Annotated in this window: 17 protein-coding genes; 11 read left to right on the forward strand and 6 right to left on the reverse strand. The window is 70.0% G+C overall.

What is annotated here, in order from left to right; genetic code table 11:
* The first annotated feature begins 55 nt into the window (after positions 1-55).
* Positions 56-1309 carry an LCP family protein gene (locus tag ABZ717_RS15750; protein WP_358510349.1) on the forward strand — a complete coding sequence of 418 codons (1254 nt, stop codon included), beginning with the start codon at positions 56-58 and terminating at the stop codon, positions 1307-1309.
* A 623-nt stretch (positions 1310-1932) separates the two neighbouring features.
* Here the strand turns inward: ABZ717_RS15750 and ABZ717_RS15755 are convergent.
* A complete protein-coding gene (locus ABZ717_RS15755; RefSeq protein WP_358510352.1) occupies positions 1933-3150 on the reverse strand; it encodes an NADP-dependent isocitrate dehydrogenase in 1218 nt (405 codons plus the stop codon).
* Positions 3151-3337: 187 nt separating this feature from the next.
* The gene (locus ABZ717_RS15760) at positions 3338-3691 is read right to left on the reverse strand and encodes a DUF3017 domain-containing protein (protein ID WP_358510355.1); all 354 of its coding nucleotides are present in this window, start codon (positions 3689-3691) and stop codon (positions 3338-3340) included.
* Positions 3692-4216: 525 nt separating this feature from the next.
* Between ABZ717_RS15760 and ABZ717_RS15765 the strand changes: the two genes are divergently transcribed.
* Complete coding sequence (locus ABZ717_RS15765; protein ID WP_358510358.1) at positions 4217-4819, forward strand: FHA domain-containing protein; 603 nt, start codon at positions 4217-4219, stop codon at positions 4817-4819.
* A 60-nt stretch (positions 4820-4879) separates the two neighbouring features.
* On the opposite strand, the gene ABZ717_RS15770 is transcribed toward ABZ717_RS15765, so the two are convergent.
* The 3 genes from ABZ717_RS15770 to purN are packed head-to-tail and all read right to left on the reverse strand — an operon-like array spanning position 4880 to position 7923.
* A complete protein-coding gene (locus ABZ717_RS15770; protein ID WP_358510361.1) occupies positions 4880-5740 on the reverse strand; it encodes a bifunctional methylenetetrahydrofolate dehydrogenase/methenyltetrahydrofolate cyclohydrolase in 861 nt (286 codons plus the stop codon).
* 9 nt (positions 5741-5749) lie between these two features.
* Positions 5750-7315: a bifunctional phosphoribosylaminoimidazolecarboxamide formyltransferase/IMP cyclohydrolase gene (purH, locus tag ABZ717_RS15775; protein WP_358510364.1), complete on the reverse strand. Its 1566-nt coding sequence runs from the start codon at positions 7313-7315 to the stop codon at positions 5750-5752.
* Positions 7312-7923 (reverse strand): phosphoribosylglycinamide formyltransferase, encoded by a 612-nt coding sequence (purN, locus tag ABZ717_RS15780; RefSeq protein ID WP_358510467.1) that lies wholly within the window; start codon positions 7921-7923, stop codon positions 7312-7314. The genes purH and purN overlap by 4 nt, the downstream gene beginning before the upstream one ends.
* Before the next feature lie 296 nt (positions 7924-8219).
* On the opposite strand from purN, the gene ABZ717_RS15785 reads away from it, so the two are divergent.
* From ABZ717_RS15785 to ABZ717_RS15825, 9 genes are all read left to right on the forward strand, one after another.
* Positions 8220-8612: a DUF4190 domain-containing protein gene (locus ABZ717_RS15785; RefSeq protein WP_358510367.1), complete on the forward strand. Its 393-nt coding sequence runs from the start codon at positions 8220-8222 to the stop codon at positions 8610-8612.
* A gap of 256 nt (positions 8613-8868) precedes the next feature.
* Positions 8869-10533, forward strand: a complete 1665-nt coding sequence (locus ABZ717_RS15790; RefSeq protein ID WP_358510370.1) for a chain length determinant family protein — start codon at positions 8869-8871, stop codon at positions 10531-10533.
* Positions 10534-10673: 140 nt separating this feature from the next.
* Positions 10674-11936, forward strand: coding sequence for a ligase (locus ABZ717_RS15795; RefSeq protein WP_358510470.1), 1263 nt, complete (start codon positions 10674-10676; stop codon positions 11934-11936).
* A complete protein-coding gene (locus ABZ717_RS15800; protein WP_358510373.1) occupies positions 11933-13156 on the forward strand; it encodes an aminoglycoside phosphotransferase in 1224 nt (407 codons plus the stop codon). The genes ABZ717_RS15795 and ABZ717_RS15800 overlap by 4 nt, the downstream gene beginning before the upstream one ends.
* A gap of 64 nt (positions 13157-13220) precedes the next feature.
* On the forward strand, positions 13221-14096 hold the full coding sequence (locus ABZ717_RS15805) for a sulfotransferase domain-containing protein (protein ID WP_358510376.1): 876 nt from the start codon (positions 13221-13223) through the stop codon (positions 14094-14096).
* Entirely contained in the window at positions 14093-15613 is a 1521-nt protein-coding gene (locus tag ABZ717_RS15810) for a polysaccharide biosynthesis C-terminal domain-containing protein (RefSeq protein WP_358510379.1), read from the forward strand. The genes ABZ717_RS15805 and ABZ717_RS15810 overlap by 4 nt, the downstream gene beginning before the upstream one ends.
* 70 nt (positions 15614-15683) lie before the next feature.
* A complete protein-coding gene (locus ABZ717_RS15815) occupies positions 15684-16142 on the forward strand; it encodes a UDP-N-acetylglucosamine--LPS N-acetylglucosamine transferase (RefSeq protein WP_358510381.1) in 459 nt (152 codons plus the stop codon).
* A complete protein-coding gene (locus ABZ717_RS15820) occupies positions 16139-17641 on the forward strand; it encodes a glycosyltransferase (protein ID WP_358510384.1) in 1503 nt (500 codons plus the stop codon). The genes ABZ717_RS15815 and ABZ717_RS15820 overlap by 4 nt, the downstream gene beginning before the upstream one ends.
* A gap of 139 nt (positions 17642-17780) precedes the next feature.
* Positions 17781-18365 carry a GNAT family N-acetyltransferase gene (locus ABZ717_RS15825; RefSeq protein ID WP_358510473.1) on the forward strand — a complete coding sequence of 195 codons (585 nt, stop codon included), beginning with the start codon at positions 17781-17783 and terminating at the stop codon, positions 18363-18365.
* Here the strand turns inward: ABZ717_RS15825 and ABZ717_RS15830 are convergent.
* On the reverse strand, positions 18362-19483 hold the full coding sequence (locus tag ABZ717_RS15830) for a glycosyl hydrolase (protein WP_358510476.1): 1122 nt from the start codon (positions 19481-19483) through the stop codon (positions 18362-18364). The two genes, ABZ717_RS15825 and ABZ717_RS15830, sit on opposite strands and share 4 nt — an antisense overlap.
* Positions 19484-19560 lie beyond the last annotated feature (77 nt).

A 19560-nucleotide genomic window follows, 5' to 3' on the forward strand; every position in this document is an offset into this window, starting at 1 on the left:
CAAGGGACATAGGACATCAAGAGCGACACACGGCGCGGACCAGATAGGCGAACCCATGGCTGACCGACGACATCGGGGGGAACCCGGCTCGACCGGCGAACACAACAGAGGTGGCGTGTTCCGACGTTCCGGCGACCCCGAGAAGCCGGACGCTTTCGAGAAGCTCTACCGCTCGCGCGAGTCCGAGCAGCGTGTGGTGGGCGAGACCCGTCGCCTTCCCCCCGCCGACCAGGTGCCCCCGCACCGCGCCCGCAAGAGACGCACCCACAGCAGCGGACGCGAGTACGACGGCCGCGGCATCCAGCGTCGCGCGAAGGAGCAGCGCAAGAAGCGCTTCCGCAACACCCTGGTCGTCCTGTTGGTCCTGCTGCTGGTGGTGCCCGGAGGCTTCTACCTGTGGGCGAACTCGCGGCTGGAACGCGTGGAGGCCCTGCAGGACTACGAGGGCCGTCCGGACAGCGCTCGCGGCACCACGTACATGATCGTGGGCTCCGACAGCCGCGAGGGCATGGACGAGGAACAGATGCAGGAGTTGGCCACCGGCAACGCCGAGGGCCGCCGCACCGACACCATCATGATCCTGTACGTGCCGCGCGACGGCGAACCCACGATCGTGAGCGTGCCCCGCGACTCCTACGTCCCGATGCCCATCCCCGGCTACGCGGACAACAAGATCAACACGGCCTTCGCCGACTCGGTGTGCGGCGCCGACGAGGAGGGTGAGGAGGTCTGCGGTGGTCCCGCTCCCCTGGTCCAGGCCTTTGAACAGGCCTCGAACGTGCGGATCGACCACTACGTCGAGATCGGCATGGGCGGCTTCGTCGACCTGGTCGACGCCGTCGGCGGCGTGGAGCTGTGCCCCGAGGAACCGATGGCGGACCCGAAGGCGGGCCTGGACATCGAGGCGGGCTGCCAGGAGATGGACGGCGGCACCGCGTTGGGTTACGTCCGTACCCGAGCCACCCCCCGCGCCGACCTGGACCGGATCCAGCGTCAGCGCGAGTTCTTCTCCGCGCTGATTCAGGAGGCCAGCGCCCCCTCCACACTCTTCAACCCCTTCCAGTCCGTCCCCCTGGTACTCGCCGGCACCGACACGTTCATGGTCGACGAGGGCGACAAGCTGCGTCACCTGGCGACGATGCTGCTGGCGATGCGCGGCGGCACCCAGACCACGGCGGTGCCGGTCGGTGAGACCCCCACCCTGGACGGCGTGGGTTCGGTCGTGTTGTGGGACGAGAGCCGGTCGCAGCTGATGTTCGACGCCATGAACGAGGGCGAGCCGATCCCCGAGGAGGCCATGCAGGACTGATCCGGATCGGCGGCACCGTCGCGTCCTCGCGCCCGGCCCCCGTCACCGTCGTGGGAATCCCCCGATTCCACGGCCGGTACGGGGGCCGGTGCGCGTCCGGGGCCGTTCGGGGGAAACCCGTTCCGGGTTTCGGGGTTCGGGGGGATTTCGGAGAAAGTCGAAGGGCCCGTCACCGGAGTGACGGGCCCTTCTTCGTGACGTTCCGTACTGTGCGCGCCTACCCCCCAGCGGGCGCACGGCCGGCACGTCGGCTCGTGGTGGCCGAGGGGCTCGAAACCCGCTCTGGCCTGCCGGTTCTCACCGGCGTGTCTCCACCATAAGTCAAAGTTCGCCAAAGGTGCGAATCGTATGCACGTGTCATACATCGCACTAGGGCCGGGAACTCCCTCTCGACACCACCATCTTCCCACCACCGGCACTTCCATGGGGCCCGAACAGAGGAAACACGCCGGGTGAGTTCGTCGATCGCGTGAACTCGAAACCCCATGGAAACGGCATTTCACCGCGCATCGACCCCGGAGACGACGAAGCCCGGGTGCCCCCTTGGGGACACCCGGGCGTGAGCGGTGTCTCAGCGTGGGCGCCGGCTCAAGACGCCCTGGTGAGGAACCCTCCGCTCCTGCCTAGCCGAGACGCTTGCTCAGGTTCTCGTCCAGCGCGGCGAGGAACTGCTCGGTGGTCAGCCACTCCTGCTCGGAACCGACCAGCAGAGCGAGGTCCTTGGTCATCTGGCCGCCCTCGACGGTCTTGATGACGACGTCCTCAAGGGTGTTGGCGAACTCGATGACCTTCGGGGTGTTGTCCAGCTTGCCCCGGTGCTCCAGACCACGGGTCCACGCGAAGATGGAGGCGATCGGGTTGGTCGAGGTGGGCTTGCCCTGCTGGTGCTGGCGGTAGTGCCGGGTCACGGTGCCGTGGGCGGCCTCGGCCTCGACGGTACGGCCGTCCGCGGTGCGCAGCACCGAGGTCATCAGGCCGAGCGAGCCGTAGCCCTGGGCGACGGTGTCGGACTGGACGTCACCGTCGTAGTTCTTGCACGCCCAGACGTAGCCGCCCTCCCACTTGAGCGCGGCCGCGACCATGTCGTCGATCAAACGGTGCTCATAGGTCAGGCCGGCGGCGGCGAACTTGTCCTTGAACTCCGTCTCGAAGATCTCCTCGAACACGTCCTTGAACATGCCGTCGTAGGCCTTGAGGATCGTGTTCTTGGTGGACATGTAGACCGGGTAGTTGCGGTCCAGGCCGTAGTTGAGGCTGGCGCGCGCGAAGTCCTCGATGGACTTGCGGTAGTTGTACATGCCCATCGCGACACCGCCCGCCTCGGGGAAGTTCGCGACGTCGAACTCGACCGGCTGGCTGCCGTCGGCCGGGGTGTAGGTCATGGTGACCGTGCCGGGGCCGGGCACCTTGAAGTCGGTGGCCTTGTACTGGTCGCCGTGGGCGTGACGGCCGATGATGACCGGCTTGGTCCAGCCCGGCACCAGCCGCGGCACGTTCTCACAGATGATGGGCTCGCGGAAGACGACGCCGCCGAGGATGTTGCGGATGGTGCCGTTCGGCGACCGCCACATCTTCTTCAGGCCGAACTCCTCGACCCGGGCCTCGTCCGGCGTGATGGTGGCGCACTTGACGCCGACACCGTGCTCCTTGATCGCGTTGGCCGCGTCGACGGTGATCTGGTCGTCGGTGCGGTCGCGCTCCTCGATGCCCAGGTCGTAGTACTTCAGGTCGACGTCGAGGTACGGCAGGATCAGACGGTCCTTGATGAAGGACCAGATGATCCGGGTCATCTCGTCGCCGTCGAGCTCGACTACGGGGTTCTCGACCTTGATCTTGGCCATGGCTGTGTGGCTGTCCCTTCAGTCTTCGCTACCGCCTCTTGTCGCGCGAGACCCTCCGTCGGTTCGTGACCGACGTTCGGGCCGACACGCGCACGGCGATCCCCTGATCCCGCCGGGTGTCCGTGCCACCCGGGGAGGCGGTGCTTTTTCGGTGTCGAGGTATCTCGACATCAAGCTTATTAGACGCTCATGAGGAGAGTTGCGGCGCCACCCAGGCCAACACGATCAGCAGGACCGCGAGGGCCACCAATGTGGCCAGATCGACCCAACGGCGGCGCACCGCCAGCAGGCCGATCCAGTCCTTGGGCAGGAACAGGCGGAAGGTCGCCGCGAGCAACAGGGCTCCGGCGATGATGGCCGGCCCACGTTTGAAGTAGGCCGCGGCGACGACCACGATCCCCGCCGCCAAGGCGGACAACACGAGGGCGTAGGGCACCTGGGAGAGCCAATACGGCACCTTCCCCCTTGGTGTGTCCTCACCTCCGTCATCGGGGACGTTTCCGTCCGATCCCGCAACCTCAGCCTGCTCCGCGTCGTTCACCGCGTTCCGACCTGTTCGCTTTCGGGGTTTCCCGGCCGCCGCGCGGCTCGTCCTCACGGCCTCCCCCGGTGTCTGGCACGGACCGGCCACCAGACGGGACGAACGCTGTCCGAAACGGAAAGACGCTCCCCCGTGGCTCATGTTCCTGGCGTTTTCGATCGGCCCCGTTGAGATACGGGTTCCGGCACCGGGAGGGACCGCGCCCATTGTAGTCTCCGTCCCCGCCGACACCTCAGGGCTCACGGATACGGACATGGCGCACTCGGAGAGTCACCACGACCGTTTCCCACTTCCGAGGGGGACACAAGACCGTATTTCCAGGCCTTATCCCTCTAACTCCGAAGTAAGCGCGTAGAACACGTACCAGTCGGGTAACCCAGCCAGAGATGAGCGCACCGGTGAGCGAGGACCCCCATGAAGCCCACACCACGTGTAGACGGAACCGTCGTCCCCCGACAATCACCCCTCCCGCACCGACGCTCGTATCCGCATCGACCGCGCACGGCCGGTACTGGAGGAGTCACCGTGGAGGGTCCCTACCTACGGGTCGAGGAGAGCGCGGAGTTGTGTCCGCTCTCCGGTGAGGTCACCACCGTCGGCCGTGGCGAGGGGGCGGACATCCGCCTGGACGACCGCAGCGTCTCCCAGCTGCACGCCGAACTGATCCGTCGCGGGCCCTACGTCTACGTGGTGGACCTCGGGCTCTCCCGCAACGGCACCCGGGTCAACGGGCGCCCCATCGCCCGCCGCGTCCTTGAGGAAGGAGACGTGGTGAGCTTCGGCACCGCCCGCTGCCGGATCGGCGGTCTGCCCAAGGAACAGCTGAGCCCCGACAAGGTGCTGCGCCGTGGCTCGGCCCCCGAACTCACCCGCCGCGAACTGGACGTGCTCACCGCCCTGTGCAGGCCGGCGCTCTCGGAGGAGGCGTTCGTGGCCCCGGCCACCGCGCGCGACATCGCCGAGGCCCTGGTCGTCACCGAGGCCGCGGTCAAACAGCACCTGCTGCGCCTCTACCAGAAGTTCCGCATCCCGGAGGGACAGAACCGGCGCACCCGCCTGGCCAACGAGGTGGTGGCACTGGGTCTGGTCCGACCGATGCCCGTCGGCCACGCCCGCCGCGCCGGCTGACCCGGGTCTGGAGAACAAGGGGTGGGTCCGTTCGGGCCCACCCCTTCGTCGGGCTCCCGGTCAGGCGGAGATCCCGGCTTGGCGTTCGGCGGCCTCGACCACGTTGACCAGCAGCATCGCGCGGGTCATCGGACCCACGCCGCCCGGGTTCGGGGACAGGTGCCCGGCGACCTCGTCCACGCCCGCGGCCACGTCGCCGGCCAGGCCCGAGTCGGTGCGTGACACACCCACGTCCAGCACCGCGGCGCCCGGCTTGACCATGTCCGCGGTGATGAGCCCGGGTACACCCGCGCCGGCGACGACGATGTCGGCCTTGCGGGTGTGCTCGGCCAGGTCACGGGTGCCGGTGTGGCACAGGGTGACGGTGGCGTTCTCCGAGCGACGGGTCAGCAGCAGGCCGAGGGGGCGGCCCACGGTCACGCCACGGCCCACCACGACGACCTCGGCGCCCTTGATCGGCACCTCGTAGCGGCGCAGCAGCTCCACGATGCCGCGCGGGGTGCACGGCAGCGGGGCCTTCTCCATCAGGACGAGCTTGCCCAGGTTGACCGGTTGGAGGCCGTCGGCGTCCTTGACCGGGTCGATCAGTCCCAGCACCCGGTTCTCGTCCAGGCCCTTGGGCAGCGGCAACTGCACGATGTAACCGGTACAGGCCGGGTCCTCGTTGAGCTCGTGGACGGCCTGCTCCACCTGCTCCTGGGTGGCGTCGGCGGGCAGGTCGCGGCGGATGCTCGCGATGCCCACCTGCGCGCAGTCGCGGTGCTTGCCGCGCACGTAGGAGTGGCTGCCCGGGTCGTCGCCGACCAGGACGGTGCCCAGCCCGGGGGTGACGCCCTTGGCGTGCAGCTTCGCCACCCGCTCCATCAGCTCCTCGCGAATGGCCTTCGCGGTGGCCTTTCCGTCCAGAACGATCGCGCTCATGTGTTTCCCCTAGTGGAAGAAGTGGCGGGTGCCGGTGAGGTACATGGTGACCCCCACGGCCTCGGCGGCGGCGATGACCTCGGCGTCGCGCACGGAACCACCCGGCTGGACGACGGCGCTCACCCCGGCCTCGGTGAGGATCTCCAGGCCGTCCGCGAACGGGAAGAACGCGTCACTGGCCGCGACCGAACCCTTGACCCGGTCGGCGGCGCGGGTGACCGCCAGACGCGCGGAGTCGACCCGGTTGACCTGGCCCATGCCCACACCGATGGTCGCACCATCGGCGGCGAGGAGGATCGCGTTGGACTTGACCGCCCGCACGGCCTTCCAGGCGAAGTCGAGGTCGGCGAGGGTGGCTTCGTCGGCGGGGGTGCCGGTGGCCAGGGTCCAGGTGAGGGGGTCGTCACCCTCGGCGTCGATGACGTCGGTGTCCTGGACCAGCAGGCCGCCGCTGATCTGACGGGTCTCCTGACGGGGGCCCCGCGCCGGGTCGGCGACGACCAGCAGGCGGATGTTCTTCTTCTTGGAGAGGGTGGCGACGGCCTCGTCGGTGAACGCGGGGGCGACCACGACCTCGGTGAAGATCTCGGAGATCTGCGCGGCCAGCCCGGCGCCGACCTCGCGGTTGGTGGCGATCACCCCGCCGAACGCGGACACCGGGTCGCAGGCGTGCGCCTTGCGGTGGGCCTCCGTGTTGTCGACGCCCACGGCGATCCCGCAGGGGTTGGCGTGCTTGATGATGGCCACGCACGGCTGTTCGAAGTCGTAGGCGGCGCGCAGGGCGGCGTCGGAGTCGACGTAGTTGTTGTACGACATCGCCTTGCCGTGCAACTGCTCCGCGCCGGCCAGACCGCCGCTCGCACCGGCCTCGGTGTAGAGCGCGGCCTTCTGGTGCGGGTTCTCCCCGTAGCGCAGGGTGTCCTGGCGGGTGTACACCGAAGCGCGAAAGTCCGACCAGCCGGTCTCCGCCGCCTCGCCGTCGGGGGCGTAGGTGGAGGCGAACCAGTCGGCGACCGCGGCGTCGTAGGCGGCGGTGTGCTGGAAGGCCTTCCCGGCCAGGGCCTTGCGCCGGTCGAGGGTGAACCCGCCGCCGCGCACGGCCTCCAGCACCGTGTCGTAGGCGGTCGGGTCGACCACGATCGCCACACTGCCGTGGTTCTTGGCGGAGGCGCGGACCATGGCGGGACCGCCGATGTCGATCTTCTCGATGCAGTCGGCCTCGGAGGCACCCGAGGCGACGGTGTCGGAGAAGGGATAGAGGTTGACCACGACCAGGTCGAAGGGGGCGATGCCCAGCTCGTCGATCTTGGCGACGTGCTCGGGGTCGCCCTGGTCGGCGAGCAGTCCGGCGTGGACCGCGGGGTGGAGGGTCTTGACCCTCCCCTCCATGATCTCGGGGAAGCCCGTGACGTCCTCGACCGGGGTGACGGCGACGCCCGCCTCGGTGAGCTTGGCCGCGGTCGAGCCGGTGGAGACGATCTCCACCCCGGCGGCGGCCAGGCCGGCGCCCAGCTCCGTCAGGCCGGTCTTGTCGTACACACTGATCAACGCACGCCTGATGGCCTGTCGGGTCACCGGTTCTCCTCTGTGTCGGTGCGGCCGAACCGCACGTGCCTACCGTCGATGGTCCAGCCCTCGCGGGCGAGCCGGCCGACCGTGTCGACCAGCATGCGCCGCTCCACGACCTTGATCCGTTCGTGGAGGGCGGACTCGTCGTCACCGTCCTCGACGGGCACCGTGACCTGGTCGATGATCGGACCGGAGTCGACGCCCTCGTCGAGGAAGTGGATGGTGGTGCCGGTGACGCGGACACCGTGGGCGAGCGCGTCGCGTACCGCGTGCGCGCCGGGGAAGGAGGGGAGCAGGGCCGGGTGGATGTTGACCGCTTGGTGGCGTCCCACCACGGCGGGGCCGAGGATGCGCATGAATCCGGCGGAGACGACCAGGTCGGGCTCGTACTCGGCGATCCGGTCGGACATGGCGGTGTCCCACTCGGCACGGTCGCCGTAGGCACGGAAGGGCACCACGAACGTGGGTACGCCGGCGGCCTCGGCCACCTCCACCCCGCGGGTTCCTTCACGGTCGGCGCCGACGGCGACGATCTCCACCCCGTAGGCGGGGTCCTTCGCGGCTTCCATCAGGGCGGCCATGTTGCTGCCTGTCCCCGATATGAGAACCACCACTCGCGCGGACAAAGCGTGCTTCTCCCTCATGTGTAGAAGAACGGTGTGGGAACACCGGGTCCCCACGTCCGGGGGCGCCGGGGGACGGCGCAGCATCCGGAAAAATCGCGTACGCCGGGCATGATCGACTGGCATGGGCACAGTCGGCCCGTCCGCGCTCCCACCCTATCGGGCCGGGTAGCGTCTACCCCACGCGGACCTTGAGTTCCCCGCGCGCACGAAGAGCCCCGCCTCCGTCCCGGCGGAGGTGGTCCACGGCGCCCCACCTGCATCGGCGCCACCGAAGGAGTGAACCTGTGACCGACAACAGCCCGGAGACCCAGGCCGACGACCGTTCTCCGAAGGTCGAGCGAGGCGGCCTGTGGGGTCTGTTCCTGGGCCTTGCGGGTCTGTTGTTCCCGCCCTATAGCGGTGTGCTGTCCGCGATGGGCGTGGTGCAGGGCCTGCGAGCCCGGCGGGCCGCGCGGACCAACGGTTCCGAGGCCCCGGGGGCCCTGTCGAGCATGGTCCTCGGCGTGGTCGGTGTGGTCATCTCCGCGTCGATGCTCTCCGTCCTGTTCATCTACAACGACCAGGTCACCGAGTACCGGGACTGCGCGGCGCGAGCGCACACGGTCTCCTCGCAGAAGGCGTGCGACGAGGCCTGGGAGTCCGACACCGGCCTCCCCCCGGTCGTCGTCGGAGGGTAGCTCCGGCCTCCCGCACCGCGGGGGTGCCCGTTCACGTTCGGTGAGGGGCGGCGGGATGATCCCGCCGCCCCTTTCGTGTGCCCATAGGCCGAACATCCGACTTCTCCCCACAGAGCACCCCTGGTCGGAGCAGTTTCCGGACACCTTCGACAAGAAAAAGGGTTGTTTCTGAAACCACCAAGCACACCCAAAGGGATTACACTTAGTATTCAATCGTTCACTAAAAGTGCTGCCATGTCTGCGTGGAGAGGACCCGATGGACACCGACGTCCCCGGCTCGTCCGGACCGGAACTGAAGGAGTACACCGCACTGTTGAGGCGCCGCCGGCGCCTCGTGTGCGTCGGCGTGCTCGGCGGCCTGGTCCTCGCCACCGCCGGGGCTCTCGCCGTGCCCTCCACCTACACCTCGGTCGCGTCGGTCCAGGTCCACCCCACCGAGATGGCGGAGTTCACCGGAGAACGGTCCGGCCGGCTGACCGGCGAGGTCAACCTCGACAGTGAGGCCCAGATCGTGTTCTCGGAGCGGGTGACCGGAACCACCGCCGAGGAGCTCCCCGGTTCACTCACCTCAGAGGACGTGCGCGAGAACATCGAGGTGACCGTTCCGCCCAACAGCAACATCCTGGAACTGAGCTACTCCGCGGGCAGCCCGGAACTGGCACGCGAGGGCGCCGATTCCCTCGCCGACGTGTACCTGGCGCAGCGGGAGGCCCAGGCCCACAGCCTCATCGAGGGGCGGTTGGAGGCCCTGCGCGCCGAACAGCAGGACCGTTACGACGAACTGACCGAATCGACCGGGGCGGGCCCGGGGACCGCCGGTACGGACGCCGACGCCGAGGCCCTTCGTCAGGAGATCGCCGACATCGGCAACGGCATCACCCCCCTGAGCGCCCTGCGCGAGACGGTCTCCCCCGGCCAGGTCATCACCCCCGCTTCGCTTCCCGAGTCGCCCTCCTCCCCCATCCTGACCTTGTGGACCGTCGCGGGCGCCGCGCTCGGTCTACTGGTCGGCCTCCTGGCCGCCGTGATCCGCGACCGGATGGACCCGCGCCTGCGGGACGTCGAGGAGACCGAGCGGATCGGCGCCCTGCCCGTCCTGCTCGACCTGTCCGCCCCCGGGAAGCAGTCCGGCCGTTCACCCGGACTGCTCGACGACACCACCCCGGCCGGGCAGCGGGCCAACGAGTTCGCGCACCTGGTCCGGGCCCGAACGGCCGGGACCGATGACGGCGGCACCGAGGCCGACGAACCCGCTCAGGGGCGGGTGATCATGGTCACCGGAACCACCCCCGGGCGCGCCGGTACCGCCGCCGCGGTGAACCTGGCCGCCGCGCTGGCCCGTGGCGGCGCCGACACCCTGCTGGTCTGCGCGGACCCGCGCACCGACTCCGCCCGGGAACTCCTCGGGCTGCCCGATGGCCCCGGCCTGGCCGACGTCCTCGTCGATGGGGAGGACCCCGCCGAGTTGGCGACGCACCCCGCCCACACGCCCAGGCTGCGAGTACTGCGGCATGGGTCCACCGGCGCCGTGGCGCCCCTCCAGAGCGGCGCCGCCGAACTCGTCGACCTGCTGCGTTCGCGCGCGGGCTTCGTGGTCGTGGCCACCGCCTCCGCCGGGGAGCGCGCCGACGTCCACGCCCTCGCCGCCTCCGCCGACCTGTTGGTACCGGTGGTGGAACTGGGCCTGAGCCTGCGTTCGGACCTGACCGACCTGGTCACCGCGGGAGCCCGGTTCGGGGTGACCGTCCCCGGTTCGATCACGGTTCCGCGCCAGCCCGGCCCCGGACCCGTCCCGACTCCGCCCATGCCGGTGCCGCCCGCGCCGCGTCCGCCCAGTGAGTCCAGGACCACCACCGACCGGTCGTGTGAGGCGGCGCTGCCGGCCGCCGGTGGGTCCGCGTCCGTCGGATCCCGGCGTTGACGGCCCTGGGCGCGGCCTCTGGGGGGACGCGTTCGGCGGGCGTGACCTGGCAGGTCACCGCACGAGCCGGAGCCACCCCGGCGACCGGGTGGCCGCTCATCTGGTTGTTGGCCGGGTATCCACTGTGGTGGGCGCTCGGGATGGGCCAGTTCGCCTACTGGCTGTTCGCGGTGCCGATGCTCGCCGAACTGGTGCGCCGACACCGCGCGGTGGGCCTGCGGGTACCACCCTGGTTCTGGTTGTGGGCGCTGTTCCTGGTGTGGACGATGCTCGGTTCGGCGTTGGTGTCGGTGGAGATGCCCGGGACGGTGCCGGACAGCGGCGGCTACCCCGGCGCGATGCTGCGGGTGATCAACTACCTGGTGCTCACCGTGGTGATGCTCTACGTCGGCAACCTCACCGAACGTGAACTGCCGGTCCGTCTGGTGGCGGGGTCGTTGGCGGTACTGTGCCTGGTCACCATCGCCGGCGGTTACCTGGGGATGCTCGCGCCGACGTTCGAGTTCACCGCTCCACTGGAATACCTGTTGCCGGGCGCCCTGGTGTCCGACCCTTACATGCAAACGCTGATCCATCCCGCGTCGGCGCAGGTCATGGACATCTTCGGATATGAGTCGGCCCGTCCGAAGGCCCCCTGGGAGTACACCAACATCTGGGGCTACATGCTCTCCCTGCTGTTGGTGTGGCTCATGGTGGCCTGGGTGGCCCAGGGGACCGGCTGGGCACGTTGGGGCGCGCTCCTCGCGGCCGCGGTGTCGGTGGCCCCGATCGTGTACTCGCTGAACCGCGCCCTGTGGGCCGGCCTGGTGCTCTCAATGGCCTTCGGCGCCGCTCAGGCGCTGCGTCGGGGTCGGGTGGTGTTGGTGGGCGCCGGCGTGGTCGCCACCATCACGCTGTTGCTCGCGCTGGCGGTGTCCCCGCTGGCGGACGTGGTACGCGAGCGGGCCGAGAACCCGCACAGCGACGACGGGCGCGCGGCCACCAACGCCGCGTCGGTGGAGGCCGCCGACCTGTCGCCGATCGTGGGCTGGGGCACCACCCGTGAGGGGTTGGGCAGCTCCGACTCGATCGCCATCGGCCCCAGCCCCGAGTGCCCGGGCTGTGGCCAGCACGTGATCGGCAACGCCGGTCAGCTGTGGATGACGCTCATCGCCTCCGGGTGGGTGGGCACGGCCCTGTTCGTGGCGTTCTTCGCACTGGTGGCCTGGCGGTATCGGGCCGCGACGACCCTGGTCGGGCAGGCCGCCCTGCTCACCGTGCTGCTTCTGTTCTGGTACATGTTCTTCTACGTCGCGCTCATGTCCCCGCTCGCCGTCACCATGATCTCCGTCGCCCTGCTGTGGCGGGTCGAGGAACCCCTGGTGGCCGGGCGTCGGACAGCGCGGGCCGGGGGTGCCTGGTGAGGACCGAGACCACCTACCTGACCGATCTGGCCGCCGTACTGTGGCCATGCGGCGGGCTACTCGGGCAGGGAGACGGCAGTGTGCTGCGCATGGCGCCCCGCGACCGGGGCAACCAGTACCTTCCGGTACCCAACGCGCACAACCCGCGGGTGATCCTGCCCGCGGGCAACCGCTCGGTGGCGACCCGGGGCATCACCTCGTTCGCGCAGGGCCACTCCCTCAAGGAACGGCTGCGCACCCTGGTGTTGGCGGGCGCCTTCGCCACCGGGATGGCGCCGCTGCTGCTGCGCGACCGCCTCTACGTGGGCGCGGGTCCGGGCATCGAGCACGCGCTCACCACCGCGCTCGACCGCGAACTCGCCATCGCCATCCACGTGGGACCACCGCGCGCCAACCGCAAACCGGTCCTGCTGCTGCTCACCCCGGGCGGGCGGACCATCGGATACGCCAAGGTCGCCATCAACGAACTCACCGCGCGGCTGGTGCGGGCCGAGACCCGGGCGCTGCGTCACCTGGCAGAGAGACCGATGCGGGACGTGACCGTCCCCCGTCTGCTCTACGACGGCGAGTGGAACGGCCAACCCCTGCTGGTGCAGGAGGCCCTGCCCGTCGGCGACCAGACCGACCGACCCACCCGCCGCCAGCTGCTGCGCTGCGTCACCCAGATCGTCTCCCTCGCCCCGATCCGAGAGCGCCACCTGTCGGCGAGCCCCTACCGGCGTTCCCTGGACGAACGCATCGCCAAGCTGGGTTCGCGCCCGGAGGTCGCGCCCCTGCGCGCCGCGCTGCGCCGGCTGCCCGACGTACTGCTGCCCTTCGGTGCCTGGCACGGCGACCTGACCCGGTGGAACATCGCCGGTACGGCGCGGCGCGCGTTCGTATGGGACTGGGAACGCCTGGCCATGGACGCGCCCGCCGGGTTCGACGCGCTGCACTACAACCTCAACGAGTGCGTCCAGGCGGGGGTCCATCCGGGGGTCCACCGCTGGTTGGACAGCGGTTCACGACTGCTGCGCGACCCCCTCATGGCCGAGCTCGGACTGCGTCCGCACACGGTGTCCACGGTGATGGCGCTGTACCTGATCGACCTGGCCACCCGCTACCTGCACGACCGGCAGGCGGAGAGCGGTGGCCACCTCGCCGCGGTCGACGACTGGCTGCTCCCCGCGTTGGAGGGCCTCCAGGAGAGAGCCGCGCATGAAGCCGCCCACGCCGGCTGATCCGGCGTGGTCCCACCCCGTTCACACCCTCTTCGCCATCCGCCTCTCATCGAAGGAAATCGTGATGCCTCGGGCCACCTCCATGTTGATCCGCCTGGCCGTGCCGGCCAAGCGTGCTCTGCTGCCCATCGCCGACGGGCTGGGCGGCATGACCCGCCACGCCAGGGCGCTGCCGGACTTCCTCATCTGTGGTGCCCAACGTTCGGGGACCACCTCCCTGTTCAAGACGTTGAACCTGCACCCCGCGGCCACCGGCCCGGTCCTGCGCAAGGGTGTCCACTACTTCGACACCGGACACCACAACGGCCTGGACTGGTACCGGTCGCACTTTCCCCTGCGCAACGTCCTGCGCGCCCGATGGGGCCGCCCCCGGATCCGGGTGTTCGAGTCCAGCCCCTACTACCTGTTCCACCCCCTCGCGGCGGAGCGGATCTCTCGTGAACTGCCGGAGACGAAGGTGGTGGTGATCCTGCGCGACCCGGTGGAGCGGGCGTATTCGGCGCACGCCCACGAGACCGCGCGGGGCTTCGAGACCGAACCGTTCGCGCGCGCCATCGAGTTGGAGGATCGGCGGCTGTCCGGGGCGGAGGAACGGCTGATCGCCGACCCGACCCACTACTCCCGCTCGCACCAGCACCACGGCTACGTGGCACGGGGGAACTACGTGGACCAGTTGATCCGAATGGAACGTCACCTCGGCCGCGAGCGGATGCACGTGGTGGACTACGCCGACCTGTTCGACGGCACCTCCCGGACGGTGGCGGAGATCATCCGTTTCCTGGAGCTGCCATCGGTCTCGATGGAACCACCCGGGCGGCACAACGCCCGCAAGAGGGCGATGATGCCCGAGTCCCTGCGAGCGGAGCTCACCTCCAGGTTCGCCGAGAACGACGCCCGGTTGGCCCATTGGTGGGGGCGAACCCCCTCGTGGTGCCGGTGAGGACTTCCGAGCGCCGGTCCGACGGCGGGCTGCGGCGCGTTCTGCGCGGCGGTGTGGTGAACATGGCCGGCGCGGTGGTGGGCGCCGCGCTCAACCTCGCGTTGATCGTGGCGATCACCCGGGCCTTCTCACAGGAGACCGCGGGGTTGCTGTTCTCCGCCACCTCGGTGTTCCTCATCATGGCGGCGGTGGCCGGCCTGGGCGCCCCGGACGGGCTGGTGTACTTCATCGCCCGAATGCGGCTGTTCGGCCGGGCCGGGGGTGTTCCGGCGCTGTTAAGGACGGCCATGGGACCGGCGGTGGTGCTGTCGCTGGTGGTGGCGCTGCTCCTGTTCGTGTTCGCCCGGCCCCTGGCCCAGGCCCTGGGCCCGGAGGAGGCGGCCGCGTACCTGCGCCTGCTCGCCGTGTTCCTGCCGTTCGCCGTGCTCACGGACTCCGCGCTGGCCGCCACCCGCGCCCACCACGACATGGTGACGACGGCGCTGGTGGACAAGGTCGGTCGGCCCTCCGCGCAGTTGGTTCTGGTGGGGTTGATCGTGTTGAGCGGCTCGGCGGGGCTGCTCGCCCTGGCGTGGGCCGGGCCGTATCTGCCGGCGGCGGTGCTGGCCTGGTTCTGGTTGGGCAGGATCGTCCACCGGGCGGGCCCCGATAGGACGGCTCCCGATCCGGACGGCGCGTCGGATCGGGCGCGGACGCAGGCCGAACGGGTCACCCCGGCGGCGTTCTGGTCCTTCGCCCTGCCCCGGGCCCTGGGCGGGGTGGCCCAGATGGGCGTGCAGCGCGGCGGCGTGGTGATGGTGGCGTTGTTGAGCGGGTTGACCGGCGCCGCGATCTTCACCGCCGCCACGCGGATCATGGTGGTGGGACAGTTCGGGACCCAGGCGGTGCTGAACGCCGCCCAACCGCGCTTCGCCGAACTGTTGGCCTCGCGCGACCACACCGGGGTCCGTTCGCTGTACCAGGCGGGAACGGCCTGGCTGGTGTGCCTGACCTGGCCGCTCTACCTGTCGGCACTGGTGTTCGCGCCCGAGGTGATGCGGCTGTTCGGCGCCGAGTACGACACCGGCGCGACCGTGCTGGTGATCGTCTGCGCCGGGCAACTCGCCGCGTCCGTCCTGGGGATGGGCGACCTGGTCCTCACCATGACCGGACGCACCGGGCTGAACCTGCTGAACAACCTGCTCTCCCTCCTGGTCAACGTGGGTGTGTGCGTGCTGCTGGTGCCCTCCCACGGAGCACCCGGTGCCGCCGTGGCCCTGGTGTCGGCCGTCCTGCTGCGTAAGGTCCTGCCGCTGTGGCAGCTACGGACCACGGTGGCACTGCACCCGGTGAGCGGGCCGGTGTCGGTGGCCGTCGGCGGGACCCTGGTGTGGTTCGGCGTGCTGCCGCTCCTGGCCGAGGCGGGTCTCGGTGGCGGGCTGCCCACCCTGGTCCTGGCCGTGGGCGTGGGCGCGCTCGGCCATCTGGCCTCGCTCTGGTGGGCGCGCGACCATCTCGAACTCCACCTACGGAAGTGATCCGCGCTCCTGCGAGCCTCCCCCGACCCCCCTCTTCGTTCATCACCCACAGCAATGAATGGAGTACGCATTGTCCGCGCGTCCGGTTCTCCTAGTGGCCTCCAGCGGCGGCCACCTCACCCAGTTGTGCTCGCTACGCCCCTGGTGGCGGGGGAAGGAGCGGGTGTGGGTCACCTTCCGCACCCCCGACGCCGAGTCCGTACTCGGTGACGAGTCGGTCCGTTGGGCCCACCACCCCACCACCCGCAACGTCGGCAACCTGCTGCGCAACACCGGGCTCGCCCTGCGAACGATGCGCGAACGGCGCCCGTCGGTGGTGGTCAGCACCGGGGCCGGGGTGGCCCTGCCGTTCTTCGTCCTGGCGTGGCTGCTGCGGATCCCGACCGTCTACATCGAGGTCTACGACCGCATCGACACCCCCACGCTCACCGCACGGCTCTGCAGGCCGTTCACCCGTCTGTTCCTCGCCCAGTGGGAGGAACAGCGCTCGTTCATGCCGACCGCGATCACCGTAGGACCGCTCCTGTGACCGAACAGACCACATCCCACCGTCCCCGCCGCGGGGGCGACGACGCCCATCCCGACGTGGTCGTCAGTGTCGGAACCGACCACCACGCGTTCGACCGGCTCGTGCGCTGGGTCGACGACTACGCCCGCCGCCACCCCGACCTGCGCGTGCTCGTCCAGCACGGACACAGCGCGGCCCCGTCCCGAGCCACGGGATCGCCGTTCCTGCCCGGGAACGAGCTGTCCGAGGCCATGGGGCGCGCCGGGGTGGTGGTGTGCCACGGCGGGCCCGGCACCATCATCCAGGCCCGGACCGCGGGCCGCCTACCGATCGTGGTGGCGCGCGATCCGGAGCTGGACGAACACGTCGACGCCCACCAGCTCCTGTTCGCCGACCGGTTGGAGGGGGCCGGGCGGGCCCGCGTCTGCTCGACCGCCCAGCAGTTGCACGCCCTCATCGACAAGGCGTTGTCCTCGCCGGCGGACTTCCGGGTGGACCCGGCCGCCGACAGTGGCCCGGGCGACGCGGCCGAACGCGCCGGGACGCTCATCGACCTGCTCAGCGAACAGGAGGCTCCCGAACCCCGGACCAACCCGACGGGCGCCGACGAGGAGTGGCCGCGGGTGACCGTGGTGGTGCCCACCCGGGACCGCCCCGAGCTGCTGCGCCGTACGCTCCGGGCGGTGGCCGAGCAGGATTACCCGGGGCGGATCACGGCCATCGTGGTCTTCGACAACAGCCGACCCGACGACTCGTTGGCCCGGGACGAGGGCGAACGACCCGTCCGGGTGGTGACCAACTCGCTCACCCCGGGGCTGGCGGGGGCGCGGAACACCGGGGTCCTGGCCGCCGACACCGAACTCGTGGCGTTCTGCGACGACGACGACACCTGGATGCCCGGCAAGCTGCGCACCCAGGTGGAGGTCCTGCGGGCCGAGCCGGAGACCGAGATGGTGTGCTGCGGAATCCGGGTGGTCTACGACAAGGTCGAGACCGAACGGGTCCTGGACCGCACCCACGTCACCTATCGGGACCTGTTGGCGTCGCGCCTGACCGAGCTGCATCCCTCCTCCTTCCTCATCCGCCGGTCCGCCATGGTGGACGGCTGCGGCACGGTGAGCGAGGAGATCCCGGGCAGCTACGCCGAGGACTACGAGCTGTTGCTGCGGCTGGCCAAGCGGGCACCGATCCGCAACGTCCCCGAGGCGGGGGTGCGGGTGCTGTGGCACCGCAAGTCGTTCTTCTCCGAGCGGTGGCAGACCATCTCCACCGCGCTGCGCTGGCTGCTGGAGAAGTACCCCGAGTTCCGGGTGGTGCCGCGCGGATACGCCCGCGTCGCCGGTCAGATCGCCTTCGCCGAGGCCTCGGCCGGGCACCGTGGGGCTGCGCTGAGGTGGATCGGCACCACCCTGCGCACCCGCCCACTCGAAGGACGCGCCCATGTGGCGTTCCTGGTGGTCTGCGGAGTGCCGCCGGGATGGATCCTGCGTCTACTGCACCTGCGCGGCAAGGGGGTCTGAGCACCGCCGGGGCGCGCTCCCGCACCGCGCCCCGGCGGCGTCACCCACTGGGGAAAAGACGTGGTCTCCGCCGAAGGTGGACGGATAGTCTCCGCTCATGGGGTCCGGCACACGGCCGGACGAGAGCGAGGGGGCGCACATGATCAGAGAGGCCACCGACGAGGACGTCGCGGCGGCGGCGGACACGTTGGCCGCGGCGTTCGCGGACTATCCCTTCACCAGGCACACCATCTCCGCCGACGACCACCTCACCCGGCTCCGGGAGTTCCAACGGATCTTCCTCGCCGAGGTCGGCCTGCCGCACGGACGTGTGTGGGTCAGCGAGGACCTGGCCGCGGTCGCCGTGTGGTCCACACCGGACTCCGGCGGGGCCGACGTGGTCATGGAACGGCTGCTGCCGACCCTGGCCGAGCTGGCCGGGGACCGCGCCGAGGCGTACGCGTCGGCCGAGGGGACCATGGAGCGACACCGCCCCGCCGGAACAGCCTGGTTCCTGGGCAGCGTCGGTGTGCGCCCCGAAGCCCGTGGACGCGGGCTGGGCCGTCGTGTCATCGAGGTCGGTCTGCGCGAGGCGGACCACGCGGGCGTCCCCGCCTTCCTGGAGACCTCGACCGACACCAACGTCCGTCTTTACGAATCACTCGGGTTCACGGTGACCGCCGAGTACGACCTGCCCGACGACGGCCCCCGCACCTGGGCCATGTCCCGCCCCGTCGGCGGCTAGTCGCGGGCTTCGTCGTTCTTACGGGACTCGGCGAACTCGGCGAGGCGGCGAACGCGTTCGGGCAGGTTCACATAGGGGTCCTCGCCGGCCAGTTCGAATCCGCGACGGGCGTGCTCGTTGGCGTTGACGCGGAAGTCGCAGCCATCGGAGACCTTGTTGTCCCAAACCTTGACGGCGCGGACGCGTTCGTAGCGCTTGAGGACCTCGGGGATGTCCGCGTACCACTGGAAGGTCTCACGAGCGCCGATGTCGGTGGTGCCCATCTCGCCGATCATCACCGGCTTGTCCGGGTCGATCCCGTGTTCGGGCCCTTCCTCCTGGATCCACTCGTAGGCGGGGGCCAGGGCCTCCTCGAAGGAGTACACCTCGGTCCAGTGCGGCTGGATGTCGCAGCCGGTCATGTTGTACGCCTCCCAGCTGATCCAGTCGACGTAGTCGTTGCCGGGCCACAGGCCGGGGAGCCGGTCGAGGTTGCCCTCCCAGCCGGTCACGTTCCACACCCAGATGACGTTGTCGGCGCCCTCCTCCCGGTAGAGGTCGACGATGTGCCGCCAAGAGCTCACGAACTCCTCGGGGGTACCGCGGCTGTTGTAGCGCTTGTTCGCGTCGGCCTCGTGGTCGAAGGTGACGAAGTAGGGGACCTCGGTGTCGGCGATGGTGCGGGCCTGGGAGCGCAGGGACGAGTCGAATTCCCCGGCGAGGATGTCCGCGTAGTCGATGTCGGGGTGACCCTCCCGGGTGAAACGCCGCGCCTCGATGTTGGTGTGGACGTACCGGCCCTCGGCGATCATGTCGAGTTCCCTCTGGTTCGGCACGTGCGGTTGGTCGATACCCCGCCAGGTGTAGACGATGTCCATGCCCCGACCGGCCGCCTCCTCCAGCTGCGTGATGTCGTCCTGGTAGGGGCTGGCGCCCCACCAGACCCCGCAGGAGGGTTCGAGGATGTCGGAGACGGTGCAGTCGGACTCGACGATGGGCGGCCGCCCCAGGAGGGTCGACGCGTTGGACGCGGACCTCTCCCCCGGCAGCGGTTCGTCTCTCGGGGTGTCCGCGATCGTCGGCTCGTCGCCCGTCCCGGTCAGTCCCAGGACGAAGAGCAGTGCCCCCGTCGCCGCCATGCCTCGTACCGGTCCGCCGCCCACGGCGCATCGCCCCCTGATTTCCCTGACCACAACTCAGAGTGTTCTATCAGTGA

Origin of the sequence: Nocardiopsis sp. NPDC006832 (genome assembly GCF_040635885.1) — a bacterium.
Taxonomy (GTDB): domain Bacteria; phylum Actinomycetota; class Actinomycetes; order Streptosporangiales; family Streptosporangiaceae; genus Nocardiopsis.

What these genes read in the sequence shown, in the direction of transcription:
- ABZ717_RS15825 (WP_358510473.1), top strand. Translation starts at nt 17,781, where the DNA reads ATGATCAGAGAGGCCACCGACGAGGACGTCGCGGCGGCGGCGGACACG.
- ABZ717_RS15790 (WP_358510370.1), top strand. Translation starts at nt 8,869, where the DNA reads ATGGACACCGACGTCCCCGGCTCGTCCGGACCGGAACTGAAGGAGTAC.
- ABZ717_RS15805 (WP_358510376.1), top strand. Translation starts at nt 13,221, where the DNA reads ATGCCTCGGGCCACCTCCATGTTGATCCGCCTGGCCGTGCCGGCCAAG.
- ABZ717_RS15830 (WP_358510476.1), bottom strand. Translation starts at nt 19,483, where the DNA reads ATGGCGGCGACGGGGGCACTGCTCTTCGTCCTGGGACTGACCGGGACG.
- ABZ717_RS15795 (WP_358510470.1), top strand. Translation starts at nt 10,674, where the DNA reads ATGGGCCAGTTCGCCTACTGGCTGTTCGCGGTGCCGATGCTCGCCGAA.
- ABZ717_RS15750 (WP_358510349.1), top strand. Translation starts at nt 56, where the DNA reads ATGGCTGACCGACGACATCGGGGGGAACCCGGCTCGACCGGCGAACAC.
- ABZ717_RS15770 (WP_358510361.1), bottom strand. Translation starts at nt 5,740, where the DNA reads ATGAGCGCGATCGTTCTGGACGGAAAGGCCACCGCGAAGGCCATTCGC.
- ABZ717_RS15755 (WP_358510352.1), bottom strand. Translation starts at nt 3,150, where the DNA reads ATGGCCAAGATCAAGGTCGAGAACCCCGTAGTCGAGCTCGACGGCGAC.